Here is a 14,375-nt window from a genome sequence, read left to right on the forward strand (position 1 = left end):
ACTTCAAATCTCAATATAACGAGTGTAGAACAAGAATCATGGACGGAGTGAACAATATGGAGCAATTCCAACATAAAGGCAGCTGAAGAACCTGTTAAAAGGGACCTCAGTTGCTTTTATATTTTTGGATATTTCAATGGACCGGATTGGTTCCGTTTTCAAATAGACTTAGGACCCAGAGTGTGTCGATATATTCCTTAATCTGATAATTAATTGCATTAATTGGTTGATCGGGAGTGGGTCGAACCGACTGTTTTTAAAAGTAAAGAATTTGTTCGAAAGTAGTTACGGAAATGTAAATAATTCGTTTTCTTGTTTTGTTATCTGAATTGTTAACATGGTGATTCCAAAGAACTAGGCTTGTTCTAATCGGTCATTTACCAAATTTAAGGGGATGTAATTCATGATCATGTCGGCTATCGTTAGGAAGCGAAATCTGCTGACTTGCTTGCAGGCTGCAGTTTCAGAAGCCATGTGCAGGACGACCTGAATGCTTGAAAGACTGGGATCAAGCCAGTTCGCATTCCCTTGTATACATGTATTCAATATGTGCACAAGAAAAATGATCAAGAGAGAAGGAGAACTTACAACATGAACAGAAGACTCAATCTGATTTTCCTCAAACGATGGTTTATGTTATTAATCATCGTGGCGGTTGCGGCTATGCCGCTGCACGCCTTCGCCGCGGAGGCGGAATCTGGGGCCAATCGGCCTTGGATGAACAAATCTCTATCAGCGGAGGAACGTACCGAGCTGCTACTCAAGGAGATGACGCTGGAGGAGAAAGTTGGATTCGTAACCGGTAAAGTAAATAACTATTATGGTTTCTATAATGATGGATTGGAGCGCCTCGGCATTCCGGCATTACAGATGGCAGATGGACCCGCAGGAGTACGTGTGGCTAACCCGGATGTGCAGGACAAAAAGTCCACGGCATTGCCTGCACCCATCGCGCTTGCGGCTTCCTGGGATACCAATCTGGCCAAGAAATATGGCGATCTGATCGGTCAGGAAGCACATGATACAACACATAATGTAGTGCTCGGCCCTGGGCTGGATATTGCACGTACACCATGGGGTTCCCGGAACTTCGAATCTCTCGGGGAAGATCCGCTACTGGCTTCCGGCATGGGTGCAGCGTATGTGAACGGGATTCAAAGTAATCCAGTTATCGCTACAGCGAAACACTATATCCTGAACAACCAGGAGACGGAACGTTTCACGACCAATGCAACAGCCAGCGAACGTGCCATTCAGGAAGTCTATGCACGTCCGTTCCAGGCGATGGTCGAAAAAGCGGATCTTGGTTCAGCAATGTGTTCATTTAACCAGGTGAACGGTACATATGCTTGTGAGAACAAGGAGATGCTGACCAATGTCCTTCGGGATCAGTTTGGCTTCGAAGGTTTTGTCATGAGTGACTACGGTGCAAACTTCAGCACAACCAAGTCCGCCAATGCGGGTCTGGATCTGGAGACACCGGGAGAGCCTTACGGCAAATGGGGAGACAAATTGCTGGAAGCCGTAAACAATGGCGAAGTCAGCGAGCAAACCATTGATAAGAAGGTTAGACGCATTTTGCTTCAAATGTTCGATAAAGGGCTGTTTGATAACCCTGTAACGAATACACAAATCAATGCCAAGAAAGACGGCAAACAGGCACGTGAAATTGCAGAAGAGAGCATGGTTCTTTTGCAAAACAACGATAATGTGCTGCCGCTGTCCAAGAAAAACGTGAAATCCATCGCTGTCATCGGTCCGGATGCAGATAACGCATCTGCTGCTGGTGGAGGTAGCAGTCTGGTTAATCCGACTTATACCGTAAGTCCACTTCAAGGCATTCGTAACCGTGCCGGTAACGGTGTGGATGTAAAATATGCTGCAGGAACGGATCCTATCTCCGCAGGAGATGCATTTAATGGACCATCCGCCGTACCTTCTACTCTTTTATCACCAGCGGATGCTCAGGAAAGTGAAAGAGACTATGGTACAGATCGTGCGGAATACGGTCTGCGTGCTGAATACTGGACGAATAAAGATATGGAGGGTAATCCTTCTTTGGTCCGTACAGATCATCAGGTCAACATGAATCTTGGATTCTACAACTATGAAGGTTTTAACGCACAGTCTTCCAAGCTTCCAGTGACACCTACGAAATTCAATGCCAAAATGTCTGCTCGTTGGACAGGGGCGATCACAGCACCTCAAACGGGTGAATATAAACTGTCCCTGACCAGTCTAGGTTCTGCGAAACTGTATGTGGATGATAAATTACTCGTAGACAATCAAGGTGAAACATTGAGTACAACGAAGAAAGAAATCACATTCAAAGAAGGCGAGTTCCACATTATTCGAATTGAGTATCGTACGGATTTCCCGGTACAGACCAATCATGATATGGGTGCACAGGTTCGTTTCGGCTGGGAAGCTCCAGACGACGCTGTGGATATTAAAATGCAAAAAGCAGTTGAGCTGGCGAAAAAATCCGATGTTGCCGTCGTGGTAACTCGTACGTATGACAGTGAAGGTTACGTCGACCGTTCCGACCTGGAGCTGCCGAATAACCAGGAGCAGCTGATCCGCAAGGTAGCAGCAGCCAATCCCAAAACGATCGTGGTGCAAATGAGTGGTCGCGCTGTTGAAATGGATTCCTGGCAAAAAGAAGTGCCATCCATCGTTCAGGCTTGGTATGCAGGTCAGGAACAAGGTAATGCAGTGGCACGTGTGCTGTTTGGTGATGTGAATCCATCCGGTAAGTTGCCGGTGACGTTCCCATCAGATGATTCCCAGACCCCGGTATCCACTGGGGAACAATTCCCGGGTGTGAACGGGGTGGGCAACTATTCCGAGGGTATCTTTGTAGGGTATAAAGGATATGACAAAGAAGGCATGACACCGGCGTTTGCTTTTGGACACGGACTGTCGTATACCGATTTTAATTATCGTAATCTACATGTGAAGAACACTGGTAAAGGCGATAAGGAAACCGTAGAAGTATCCCTCAACCTGCGTAATACCGGTAAAGTTGACGGTGCAGAAGTTGTACAGGTCTATGTTGGCAATCTGCCAACCAAAGTCGAGACCCCGGAGAAACAACTTGCTGGCTGGGCGAAGGTTGATCTGAAAGCAGGCAAGCAACAACGGGTCAACATTCAACTGGATCGCAGCGCATTGTCCTACTGGGATGAAACATCCCATGAATGGGTAATGCCTAAGGGTAAAGTCCAAGTGTATGTTGGCAGTGCATCGGATGATATCCGTCTGACAGGCAGTGTGAATATCGGAAGCAAGTCCGGTAAATAAAAGTTCAATAAGGGAGATTGGAAGGTTGTTCTCCCAGTGAAGTTATTTCGTTAAATGCAGTTTGTTCTACTTCATATAGATTAGGAAAATGAGTCGTGGCCTAGTGGCCGCGGCTTTTTCCACAATGGAAGGAGAGTGAAGCATGATAAACATAGGTTGGCGAGAATATCCCAAACGATGGATGATCCTGTTGATCGCTGCTGTTTGTTTTGTCGGTATAGGAATCTGGCTTATCTTCAACCGAAGTGAACAACCCGCTCCGCCACCGGTTGTGGACAAACAGAGAACGGCCGAAGTCTGGTTAACCACGGGAGATCAGCAAAATCTGCTTGCACGACAGAAGCCCATTCCAATTACCGATCACCATGATGCAGACACAAGTTCTTCAGTTTCTTCAACGCAGGGGCCAGACATTTCTTCGTCGGCGTTCACCATACAGATTGACCCGGACAAGACGTATCAGACCATGGATGGTTTTGGCGCAGCGATGACGGGTTCATCGGCACATCTGATCAACGAGCTCCCAGAGGAACAACAAGAGCAACTGCTGAAGGAACTGTTTACAACAGAAGGGCTGAACATGGATATGGTGCGTCATACGATTGGTGCCTCCGATTATTCGGTAGATGAAACAGGTGTGGCTTCGAGTTATACCTATGATGATATCGAGTCTGGCAAGGACTATGACATGGAATCCTTTTCGATCGAAAAGGATCAGGAAGTTGTGAACATGCTGGAGCGTGTAGCTGATTTGAAACCGGATCTTAACGTACTGGGCACACCGTGGACGGCCCCGGGCTGGATGAAGTATGGGGAGAAGACCACTAACGGTTGGTATCTGGATTACAACGATCCTCAGGTGTACGAAGCGTACGCAAGATATTTTGTGAAATATATCAAAGCTTATCAGACAAAGGGCATTCCCATCTACGGGATCACGTTGCAAAATGAACCGGAGTTCACCTCGGACAAATATCCGAGTATGAGTATGGGTGCCGATGAACAAGCGATGTTCATACGGGATTATCTAGGCCCTGCGCTACAGGATGCGGGACTGGGTACGCGAATCATCGCGTATGATCATAACTGGGATCAGGCGGTTGAATATACCAGCAAGGTGCTTGGTGATGAGCAGGCTGCTGCTTATATCGATGGATCTGCTTTCCACTGTTATGCAGGTGATCCATCTGCCATGTCGGAAGTGCATGAGCGCTTCCCGGACAAGAATATCTATTTTACCGAATGTAGTGGTGGGGAGTGGAGTCCTGATTTTGGCGAGAATCTGAGCTGGCAGATGTCCAATCTCATCATTGGTGCACCTCGCAACTGGGCAAAAAATGTGCTGCTCTGGAACATCGCACTCGATCCGCAAGGTGGACCCACGAACGGTGGCTGTGAGAACTGTCGTGGGGTTGTGACGATTGACCCGGACAGTGATGAAATCACTAGAAATGTCGAGTATTATGTGTTAGGCCACATCAGCCGTTATGTACGTCCGGGAGCTGTGAGAGTTGATTCCACGCAAGAACAGGGCAAGATCGAGAACGTAACCTTCCGCAATCCGGATGGAACGATGGTGCTGGTTGCAGCTAACACGGGTGAGGCAGAAGTTTCCTTTGATGTAGTCATGAGCGGAGATTCGTTTCGATATATACTGCCTTCCCAATCGGCAGCAACCTTCCGTTGGAAGCCAAAAACGGAGGTAGAACGTTGACTCAAGATTGGAAATTATGGGTACAGATTGAATGATGGACATGGTAAAATAAACGTAGAGTTATTTCAAATTTGATGTATTAAACAAGTCCGATCCCAGGATCGGGCTTTTACATAACCTTTTACTTTTAATAGAAAAGGAGCATAAGTTGGACATGTTAGTCGTTGAATATCGGGAACAGGATCATGACAAGTTGGTCGAGATCTGGGAGAGTGCTGTTCGGGCAACCCATACGTTTTTGGAAGAGCATCACATTCAGTTCTACAAAAAAGTGGTGAGTGATGTGTTGCAACAAAGACAAGTCGAGGTTTGGGAAGTGCTCAATACGAAGCAACAACCCGTGGGTTTTATTGGTGTGGATGATAACTTTATCGAGATGCTGTTTGTAGATCCGAGCCAACACGGGCAGGGTCTGGGACGTCTGCTAATAGACCATGCCTTCAAAATCAAAGGCCGTCACCTCAAGGTAGATGTTAATGAGCAGAATACTGGAGCAGCCCGATTCTATGAAAAGATGGGATTTGTACAGACAGGTCGTTCCGAATTGGATAGTTCCGGTAATCCGTTTCCGCTGTTGCATCTGGAGATCAGACAGGAAGAGGCCGAGAGATTGTCGTAATGGATAGACCATGAGTTATAAATGACCAGGATGAGGAGTGTGCAGGATGACACAGATCAAGGTGACACCGGAACAACTGGAGACGGTCAGTGGGCAGTTCGCTCAGGCACATCAGCAATTATCGGGATTCATGTCCACATTGGACGGTAAGATGAGTGTCATGCGCAGCAACTGGGATGGCATGGAGCGTGAGCGTTTTTATAACGATTATTCAACGGCTCAAGGCACGATGAAATCTGTTCTGGAACTGGTTCTGTCCATTCAGTCGGAGCTTAAGAAGATTGCCGAGCGTTTCCGCACGACAGATGAAGAGGCGGTGAGCCAGGCAATCATGACGGCGCTGACCGCAGCGCGGGCGCTATCAACCATGGGCAAAAATAAAGGCGATGATCTGGACAAAACGCCAGGTCCACCAAAGAACATGGATGAATGGGATGAGAAGGATGCCGAGAAATACCAGAACTATGAGGAAATGCTGAAGAAAGCCAAAGAGATGGGTGACGAAGAACTGGCGCAGCAGATTCAGGCCAGTATGAACATCATTCGGCTTCAGTACGAAGATGTAATCTATCAGACTGACCCCAATACTGGCAAGACGGTAAAAATAACCGAGGATTCCATCGTAGGTACGTATCAGGTGAAAAGCGACAAGGGCGAAACGACCACCATCAGTCTGGATAAACAGGGCAATGTGGTGGACTATAGCAAGGATACGGAAAAATATAGGTATTCGGAGCAAACGCACACGACCAGTCAAGGCGAGCATCTCTTTGGCAAAGCAGCACAAACGGCTACAGCCTACGGGATTGGTCTGCTGCTCACAAGCAAGACGGGCTCTGCCTTTACAGAACATGCCACTGGACTTGGTTCTTCGTTCGTTGCGGACAAGTTCCTGTTCTCTGTGCCGGAAGAAGGCGAGACACGTACGATGATCTACCGTACCAATAAGGACACGGGTAAAATCGAGAATATGATCGTGGTCACGCGCGGCGACAACGATATTGAATATACTCCGTGGCGGGAGTACTTCTAAGCCACGGAGGGGGTTGGCAAGCGGGCAACACAGGGCTACCTGATTGCGGCCTGCTTGCCGACCCACCGCATGGAGCCATGTGGTTGTGTATCACATGGCTATGCGTGTGGAGGGCAGGCGGCTTATCCGTGAGCCTGCCCGTAGAGAAACACCCCGGCAACCTTCTCCCTGAGATGGGAAGGTTGCCGGGGTGTTTTGGTTTTTCCTTACCGATTAGCCAAGGTCGAAGGACAGGGCCGGAAGGGAGTCTTTTTTTGCCAGAGATTAATGCGTCTCTTCATCCAGAAACGGTTTGTTCACCGCATAATACATGAAGCCCATCAGCAACACACCGCCCACGAGATTACCCAAAGTCACGGGAACCAGGTTGTGGATCACACCTTCAATTGAGATCGTCCCCGGATGGTTCAGCACCAGTGCAATCGCGAACGTACACATATTGGCGATGCTGTGCTCGTATCCCGAGATGAAGAAGCAGAACACAAAGAGCATCATGGCAAACATTTTGGCTCCATTCTCCTTCATGAACATCGGAACAAAGAACGCCATACACACAAGCCAGTTACACAGGATTCCCCGGAAAAAGAGCTGCATGGTTGGAACTTCCATCTTGTGTTCTACCACGCTTAACAGAAAACCATTCACCTGAGACGAATCGAACAATCCGGTCAGGTAGATTAACAAGGCAAACACGGCTGCACCCATCAGGTTACCGCTATAACTCGCAATCCACAGTTTGATCACTTCGAACCAGCGCAGTTTCTTGCGCAGCGCCGCATACGTGTAATAAAACGTATTGCCCGTGAACAGGTCACCCCCGCCATAGGCGATCAGAATGATGGCCGCGCCAAACGTAATTGCCGCCATCGGATAGGTAAACGGGGACTGCTCCATATAAAAGAAGTTACCTGTCTTAAACGCCACGATGACGCCGAATCCGATAAACATACTGGCCAGCATGGAGCGTGCAAGGTACCTGATTAAACTTTGTTTGTAAATCTTGTGTTTCTTCAGAGCTAGTTGTTCCACGTTGCGTAAAGCTTCCGTTTCCATAATTCTCCTCCAATAGCATGGTGTCTTGCTTACCATTATAACGAAATTATGGAAATTGGGGAGGGTAAACTTGGTTTATTGATTATTACTTCCTTGTTTCAATTGCAGTACCCGCATTGCAGAAGAACCAAAATCAGGATCGGATTGAAGTGATTCTAGCGCGGATGCTGCACCATTAACTTGTTGATGTGCAACAAGAATAGCAAAGGCCGCTCCTTTAACTAATATGTTTTCTTCACCACTGATTTCGTTAAAATCAGGGTGTTCATTGTTGTTATTATGATTCATATCAGACATGTCAGACATATCCTATCGTTCATCTCCTGAAGAATATTAAGATTGGGGTGGAAGAATGATTGGACGGGAAGCCAAGGCTTCTTCCACAATCTGTTCAGGCGTCAGGTCTCGATCATCCCAGAAAATCAGATTACTGATCTCCGCATGTGGTACCTGCTGCTGTAGCTCCGTCAACATGTCATCCAACTCGGCTTCCGTTCCTTCAGAGTCCATCAGTTTGCGGACCAATTCTACCAAATGTAATCTATTGTCCATATCGATACCTCCTGAATGATTCATAGCGTGAACAAATTAGTCATTTCATGGGTTGATTCAATGGATCATACGTAATGAGCGCCGGAAAAAAATTGGGCTCAAGCATCAGACTAATGCGTTGTTCGTCTTGATCAGTATAAGAAATGATATAGTTTCCGAAATGAGACTCGTAGATGAAGTCTTGGAATTGAAAGGAATGTTCGGGATACTTTATCTTCACATATAACGTAGTAACTCCTCGGGCTAAGGTTTCTTTTAACATAGGAATTTGGGCCACAATGATAATAGTAATAAGAACAATTAGTATACGTTTAGCGAGACCGGTCAGATGGATTCACCCCATTATCGTTAATCAATTTTCAACAATTCATGAAGGCCCATCTCAAAATAGATGTCACTCCATAAGGATAGCCAGATTACCAAACTGCTCGCCTTTTTCCATGCGTTCGAATGCTTTTGCTACGTCTTGCAACGGATATACGCCATCAATTACAGGATGTATGTCATGTTGCTCCACGAATTGCAGCATCTGGATAAACTCCTCACGGCTGCCCATAGAGGTGCCGATCAGACTGATCTGCGGGAAGAAGATAGAGCGAATGGGTACAGTCAGATCATCCCCCGAGCTTGCACCATACATCACGATACGTCCACCTGGTCTGATTATATCAAAATATTTTGGGAACATGGCTTGTCCGATGCTATCCAAGATGATGTCCACAGCTTCCATATCGTTCTGCGTACTCCAATCGGCATGACTATCCAATGCATGGGTAGCACCCAAGCGCAGTGCCTCATTTCTTTTGGCTTCACTTCTGGAGGTGACGGTCACCTTGGCACCTGCCGCAACCGCCATGAGCAGGGCATAGGTTGCTACACCACCGCCAATACCGGGAATGAGCACATGTTCACCTTTCTTCAATACACCGCGAGTGAATAAGGCGCGATAGGCCGTCAGGGCTGAAAGGGACAGCACACCTGCTTCCTCCCAGGATAGGTGGGCTGGCTTAGGCAGGGCATTTTCAGCAGGCAACGTTATATATTGAGCCAGTGTTCCATCCATAGGGCCACCAACAATATCGGGTACGGTGGGCACTTCAGATGCATGTTCCCAACCGAGTGTAGGATGGATAATGACTTCATCTCCTATCGCGAACCCTCTTACGCTTTCGCCAATCGCTACGATAATACCTGCTCCATCGGAACCGGGAACGAGTGGGATGTCCTGAGGGCCGCGTCCTGCCATGATGAATAGATCCCGATGATTGATACCAGCGGATTTTAATTGAATCTGCACTTCCCCGGCTTCTGGTGCCCGAGAGATTGACTCTGTATATTGAAGACCTGCAAGGCCGCTCTGGGCCGAATGGACAATAGCTTTCATGTTCAATATTCCTCCTGTCTGTGTAGCTAGATTTCACTACTGAGCCTCATTGTACAGACGGAGCAGATTCACGTAAAATGAACAAAAATGATTGTCAGTATCATTAAAAATAATAGATAAGCACTTTGCATGAATCGGATGATGCAGAATGCCGATATAACGACGAGCAGGTGATCAGAGTATGGATGCAGGTGATTTGAAAATATTTCAGGCGGTTGCCCGCGAAGGTAGTATCAGTAAAGCTGCGCTCTCACTTAATTATGTGCAGTCCAATGTAACAGCACGGATTAAACAGTTGGAGACCCAACTGCAAGTACCGCTATTTCATCGTTCCAATCGGGGGATGTCGCTTACACCAGCAGGCGAGAACCTGCTTGGGTATGCGGATAGAATATTAGAATTATTATATGAAGCAGAGCAGGCCACGCAAGTGGGTAACCCACCAGCTGGCATGCTTCGTCTGGGTGCCATAGAGACAGCAGCTTCTACTTTTCTGACGCCGCTCTTGGCTGAATATACTTCATGCTACCCGGAAGTACAGCATTCGCTTGTCACGGGTGGGACCCATGAACTGAACCAGAAGGTTATCCAACATGAATTGCATGGAGCCTTAATATATGGGCCGATTGATCATCCTGAGCTGAATTATATGAAGATGTATGACGAGGAATTGGTGTTGATCGCTGAACCTGGAGTACATGAGATGTACACGTTATTGTCCAGGCCGATGTTGTTTTTTGAGATCGGATGCACTCATCGCACTCAGGCGGAATCCTTTTTGAACGATCAGGGTATCCACACGCTTAACATCATGGAATATGGAACACTGGACACCATTCTGAATGGTGTATCTGCCGGGCTTGGTGTATCATTGCTGCCACGTTCCTCGGTTACCAAAGCAGAATCAAGAGGTGAGATTACAGTGTTATCTTTGCCCGATCCTTATTGCCGGTTGGAAGTAGGATTTGTGTATCCCCGTGGTGAACATATATCTAGTGCGCTCAGCGCTTTGGTTGAGATTATTACAGAACCAGACCTATAAGAGGTTGTTCAAAAGTCCGTTTATGAACATGCACTATAAAGGAGTGAGTGATCTTGAAAGAAACTGCGTTAACGTTGGGTGATGCATTTAATCAGGCAGACTTTATTGTAGGTGGTCATGGCAGTCGCCAAGTGAAGGTACTTCAGAACGTACTGGACCAGATCGATGGGGAGTTGTTCAGTGACCACTACGGGAACGGCCCACTCATTGAAGAATTTCAGCAACAGATGGCTGACGTTCTTGGCAAGGAATCGGCGGTATTTTTTCCAAGTGGAACGATGGCGCAACAGATAGCATTACGAATCTGGTGTGACCGCAAAGGTGTAAAACGAGTAGCTTACCACCCTCTGTGTCATCTTGAAATCCATGAGGAAGACGGACTGAAAGAGTTGCATCAGATTGAATCAATTTTACTGGCGGACAAGGATCGTTTGATTCGTTTGGAAGATGTACAAGCGCTTGATCAGGACATTGCCTGTCTGCTGTTGGAACTTCCGCAACGCGAGATTGGTGGGCAATTACCGGCGTATGAAGAACTGGAAGCGATCTCGGCCTATTGCCGTGAACGCGGGATTAAGCTGCATCTGGACGGGGCACGCCTGTTTGAGATTACTCCCTATTATCAGAAAACGTCTGCGGAGATTTGCAGTTTGTTTGATACGGTGTATGTATCCTTTTATAAAGGCATTGGAGGTATTGCGGGGGCTATATTGGCGGGTGATCCGGATGTGATGCAAGAATCGAAAGTATGGAAACGTCGGCACGGCGGAGATCTGATCGGCCTGTATCCGTATATTCTGAGTTCTCAGTATTATTTCAATGAACGGATTGGCAAAATGGAGTTGTATTACGAGCAGGCTCAAGAACTAGCCTTCTTACTGAATGCGTGTCACGGAATACAAACCTTACCCGAGGTGCCGGTATCCAATATGTTCCATGTGCACTTTGCGCTCGCTGCTGCCGAAGTTGAACCAATTCTCGTGCAAATGGCTCAGCAGTATGGCATAGGAATGACTTCATATCTGAACAAAACAAGTGGGAACAGCTGTGCCTTTGAATTGTCTACGGGTGATCGTTATGAGAAAGTTCCTCAGGACAAGCTGCGTGCAGCACTGGAATGGCTGGATCAAGAGTTGCGTAAACAGGTGAGATAAGAAGTTGATTTTAATGCTCGACTCTTGTTTGGGTAAGGTGTTGCGCTTCAAGGATAACTATTGAATTCACAACGGCTGATCAGTGGAGAAAAGTACCTTAAGGGGGAGTTCAAGTGACGTCAATAGAATTGGAACCGATTCGTGATCTTTTGGTGAAGGCTTACGATACAACAATGGGAGAAGGGTGTACTCCTGAAACGCAACAGAGCATTGAGGATTTTGAACAAAAGCATAATGCAAAACTGCCCGCAGCATATCGCGCACTTTTGCTTGAATTCGGTGCATGTAATTTCGGCGACCCTGCCTTGTATTCGGTGAAAGAACTGAGCTGGGCTTATCCGGATTTTTTGGAAGTATACCGTGAATATGAGAAAGAATACGAGCTGCCAGCTGACCTCCAGCCTTTCCCGATTGGTGGATTTGGTGAAGGAAGTACGGCTATACTGGATCAAAATTCAGGCAAGGTGCTGATGTTGATCCACGATGCAGGGGAAACTCCTCTGCGGGAGATTGCTGTGGACTTTAATGAATTGATGACGATGCTGGCTGAGTCGGCAATCTGGGTTCAGGAACAGATGAATTAACAAGGTAGACGGAAGGATGCGCAATTGGCTTATGGATATTCGGAAGTTAAGATACTTTATCACCGTGGCAGAAGAACTTCATTTTCACCGTGCAGCGGAAAAATTAAATATGACGCAACCACCGCTGAGCCAGCAGATTCAGAATTTAGAGGATGAGCTTGGCGTGAAGCTGTTGGAGCGCACCAGAAAAATGGTTCGTCTCACCCCGGCAGGTGCCGTATTTCTGGAACAGGCCAGACTGATCATGGCCCAACTTGATCGATCCATTCAGCTTACACAAAAGGCAGATCAGGGTATCATCGGGCATATAACCATAGCCTTTGTGGATTCGGCTTCGGGGAGCATTATGGTGGATGTTCTTAGGAAATTTCGCGCTGCGTATCCTCAGATTGAATTGACGCTGCGTGAGATGACTTCATCCCAACAATTGAAGGCACTGGAAGACGGACAGATGCATATTGGATTTTTGAGATATCAGGAAGATACTCGTCATGTCTCGTTCCGCTCCTGCCAGATGGAAACGTTGATTGCTGTATTGCCAGATCATCACCCGAAGGCTTCTCAGACTCAAGTTTCAATTCGAGAACTGGCGGATGAAGATTTTATTTTATTCCCAAGGCATCTGGGTTCTCCGTTCCATCGTCTCGTTCTGGATTATTGCAGGGAGCATGGCGTAGATCCTCGAATTACACAGGAAGCGATCCAGATGTATACGATTGTGAATCTCGTTGCGGCAGGCATGGGCATTTCTATTGTTCCTTCATCGGTGGATGTGTTCCAGCGAAAGGGAGTAGTCTTTCTTCCATTACAAGAAAATCCGCCCTCCGTACCGTTGTACACGGCATGGCGGACGGATATGAATCAGGAAGTAGTGTCCCGCTTTATGGGCATTGTTGATGAATGTGTTTAACCCGTCTTGGTTGGATCACGCTCAATCCATGGATTCAATATTTCATCAATACGAGACATGATCGCAGAGTCCAGTTTCACACCAGAAGCTTTTACATTTTCCAATACCTGCTCCGGCCGGGATGCACCGATAATGACGGAACTAACATACGTATGCTGAAGAACCCACGCCACAGCGAGTTGGGGGAGCGTTAGACCAATCTCTTTAGCGAGTGGAACAAGCTGTTGTACAGCGGTAAGAACATCTTCACGTAACCACTGACCAGCCAGTTTATTGAAAAAGGGTGCTCCTGCCTCAGCAGCTGCACGTGATCCGGTGGGCAATGCTGCGTTAGGCGCATATTTTCCTGATAGTATACCCTGAGCCAGAGGAGACCATGTAATCTGTCCAAGTCCTGCTTGGTCGCTTGCAGGCACCACTTCTTGCTCAATCACACGCCATAACATTGAATATTGCGGCTGACTTGCAATGAAGGGGACATGAAGTTCCCGCGCCAAAGCGGCTCCTCTTGCAATCTGATCTGCGTTCCATTCACTTACGCCAATGTAATGGACTTTGCCCTGACGCACCAAATCGGAGAATGCCAGAAACGTCTCTTCCAGCGGAGTGTTGTAATCATAACGGTGAGCGTAATAGACATCGATATAATCCGTCTGTAACCGCCGTAATGAACCATTGCAGGCTTCCATGATGTGTTTACGTGAAAGTCCGCGGTCATTATGACCTGTGCCGGTTGGGTGACAGACTTTGGTGCATAGTTCAATACTTTCTCTTCGTACATCCTTAAGAGCCTGTCCTAACACGGATTCTGCCTTGGTATTGGAGTACACATCTGCGGTATCAAATGTGGTAATACCTGCATCCAATGCGGTTCGCACACAAGCTTCTGCTATTCCATCCTCGACTTGCGCTCCATGCGTAATCCAGTTGCCGAGTGAAATCTCACTGACGGTTAATCCACTGTTTCCTAATTTGCGATATTCCATTCATGTCGCCTCCCTAAGTCATCTGGACTCCATTGTAACAA

13 protein-coding genes are annotated in these 14,375 nt (G+C 47.2%); 8 read left to right on the plus strand and 5 right to left on the minus strand.

All coding sequences use genetic code 11. The features are described 5' to 3' along the window. Window positions 1–591 precede the first annotated feature (591 nt). The 4 genes from C170_RS02905 (at window position 592) to C170_RS02920 (ending at window position 6,669) form a co-directional block, all read left to right on the plus strand. Window positions 592–3,303 carry a beta-glucosidase gene (locus C170_RS02905; protein WP_036606165.1) on the plus strand — a complete coding sequence of 904 codons (2,712 nt, stop codon included), beginning with the start codon at window positions 592–594 and terminating at the stop codon, window positions 3,301–3,303. Window positions 3,304–3,445: 142 nt separating this feature from the next. After that, entirely contained in the window at window positions 3,446–5,017 is a 1,572-nt protein-coding gene (locus C170_RS02910; protein WP_036606166.1) for a glycoside hydrolase family 30 protein, read from the plus strand. A gap of 154 nt (window positions 5,018–5,171) precedes the next feature. After that, complete coding sequence (locus C170_RS02915) at window positions 5,172–5,636, plus strand: acetyltransferase (RefSeq protein WP_036606167.1); 465 nt, start codon at window positions 5,172–5,174, stop codon at window positions 5,634–5,636. 46 nt (window positions 5,637–5,682) lie between these two features. After that, window positions 5,683–6,669, plus strand: coding sequence for a WXG100 family type VII secretion target (locus C170_RS02920; RefSeq protein ID WP_036606168.1), 987 nt, complete (start codon window positions 5,683–5,685; stop codon window positions 6,667–6,669). A gap of 264 nt (window positions 6,670–6,933) precedes the next feature. Here the strand turns inward: C170_RS02920 and C170_RS02925 are convergent, their stop codons facing one another. The 4 genes from C170_RS02925 to C170_RS02945 form a co-directional block, all read right to left on the minus strand. After that, on the minus strand, window positions 6,934–7,722 hold the full coding sequence (locus tag C170_RS02925; protein WP_036606169.1) for a formate/nitrite transporter family protein: 789 nt from the start codon (window positions 7,720–7,722) through the stop codon (window positions 6,934–6,936). 75 nt (window positions 7,723–7,797) lie between these two features. After that, on the minus strand, window positions 7,798–8,019 hold the full coding sequence (locus C170_RS02930; protein ID WP_155985012.1) for a hypothetical protein: 222 nt from the start codon (window positions 8,017–8,019) through the stop codon (window positions 7,798–7,800). Window positions 8,020–8,055: 36 nt separating this feature from the next. Further along, a complete protein-coding gene (locus C170_RS02935) occupies window positions 8,056–8,274 on the minus strand; it encodes a bacteriocin immunity protein (protein ID WP_081745826.1) in 219 nt (72 codons plus the stop codon). Window positions 8,275–8,668: 394 nt separating this feature from the next. Next, on the minus strand, window positions 8,669–9,658 hold the full coding sequence (locus C170_RS02945; protein WP_036606173.1) for a quinone oxidoreductase family protein: 990 nt from the start codon (window positions 9,656–9,658) through the stop codon (window positions 8,669–8,671). Between the two features lie 181 nt (window positions 9,659–9,839). Here C170_RS02945 and C170_RS02950 point away from each other — a divergent pair, with 181 nt between their 5' ends. From C170_RS02950 to C170_RS02965, 4 genes are all read left to right on the plus strand, one after another. Further along, window positions 9,840–10,700 carry a LysR family transcriptional regulator gene (locus C170_RS02950; protein WP_036606174.1) on the plus strand — a complete coding sequence of 287 codons (861 nt, stop codon included), beginning with the start codon at window positions 9,840–9,842 and terminating at the stop codon, window positions 10,698–10,700. Between the two features lie 53 nt (window positions 10,701–10,753). Then, window positions 10,754–11,854, plus strand: a complete 1,101-nt coding sequence (locus tag C170_RS02955; RefSeq protein WP_036606175.1) for a threonine aldolase family protein — start codon at window positions 10,754–10,756, stop codon at window positions 11,852–11,854. A 113-nt stretch (window positions 11,855–11,967) separates the two neighbouring features. Continuing rightward, a complete protein-coding gene (locus tag C170_RS02960) occupies window positions 11,968–12,438 on the plus strand; it encodes an SMI1/KNR4 family protein (RefSeq protein WP_036606176.1) in 471 nt (156 codons plus the stop codon). A gap of 31 nt (window positions 12,439–12,469) precedes the next feature. Beyond that, a complete protein-coding gene (locus C170_RS02965; RefSeq protein WP_036606496.1) occupies window positions 12,470–13,348 on the plus strand; it encodes a LysR substrate-binding domain-containing protein in 879 nt (292 codons plus the stop codon). On the opposite strand, the gene C170_RS02970 is transcribed toward C170_RS02965, so the two are convergent. Beyond that, complete coding sequence (locus tag C170_RS02970) at window positions 13,345–14,334, minus strand: aldo/keto reductase family protein (RefSeq protein ID WP_036606177.1); 990 nt, start codon at window positions 14,332–14,334, stop codon at window positions 13,345–13,347. The genes C170_RS02965 and C170_RS02970 overlap by 4 nt on opposite strands. Between the last annotated feature and the right edge of the window lie 41 nt (window positions 14,335–14,375).

This window comes from Paenibacillus sp. FSL H7-689 (assembly GCF_000517905.1).
Taxonomy (GTDB): domain Bacteria; phylum Bacillota; class Bacilli; order Paenibacillales; family Paenibacillaceae; genus Paenibacillus; species Paenibacillus amylolyticus.

Coding starts and splice junctions, on each gene's coding strand:
- C170_RS02930 (WP_155985012.1), bottom strand. CDS start 8,019: ATGTCTGATATGAATCATAATAACAACAATGAACACCCTGATTTTAAC.
- C170_RS02915 (WP_036606167.1), top strand. CDS start 5,172: ATGTTAGTCGTTGAATATCGGGAACAGGATCATGACAAGTTGGTCGAG.
- C170_RS02945 (WP_036606173.1), bottom strand. CDS start 9,658: ATGAAAGCTATTGTCCATTCGGCCCAGAGCGGCCTTGCAGGTCTTCAA.
- C170_RS02910 (WP_036606166.1), top strand. CDS start 3,446: ATGATAAACATAGGTTGGCGAGAATATCCCAAACGATGGATGATCCTG.
- C170_RS02935 (WP_081745826.1), bottom strand. CDS start 8,274: ATGGACAATAGATTACATTTGGTAGAATTGGTCCGCAAACTGATGGAC.
- C170_RS02970 (WP_036606177.1), bottom strand. CDS start 14,334: ATGGAATATCGCAAATTAGGAAACAGTGGATTAACCGTCAGTGAGATT.
- C170_RS02950 (WP_036606174.1), top strand. CDS start 9,840: ATGGATGCAGGTGATTTGAAAATATTTCAGGCGGTTGCCCGCGAAGGT.
- C170_RS02965 (WP_036606496.1), top strand. CDS start 12,470: ATGGATATTCGGAAGTTAAGATACTTTATCACCGTGGCAGAAGAACTT.
- C170_RS02920 (WP_036606168.1), top strand. CDS start 5,683: ATGACACAGATCAAGGTGACACCGGAACAACTGGAGACGGTCAGTGGG.
- C170_RS02905 (WP_036606165.1), top strand. CDS start 592: ATGAACAGAAGACTCAATCTGATTTTCCTCAAACGATGGTTTATGTTA.
- C170_RS02925 (WP_036606169.1), bottom strand. CDS start 7,722: ATGGAAACGGAAGCTTTACGCAACGTGGAACAACTAGCTCTGAAGAAA.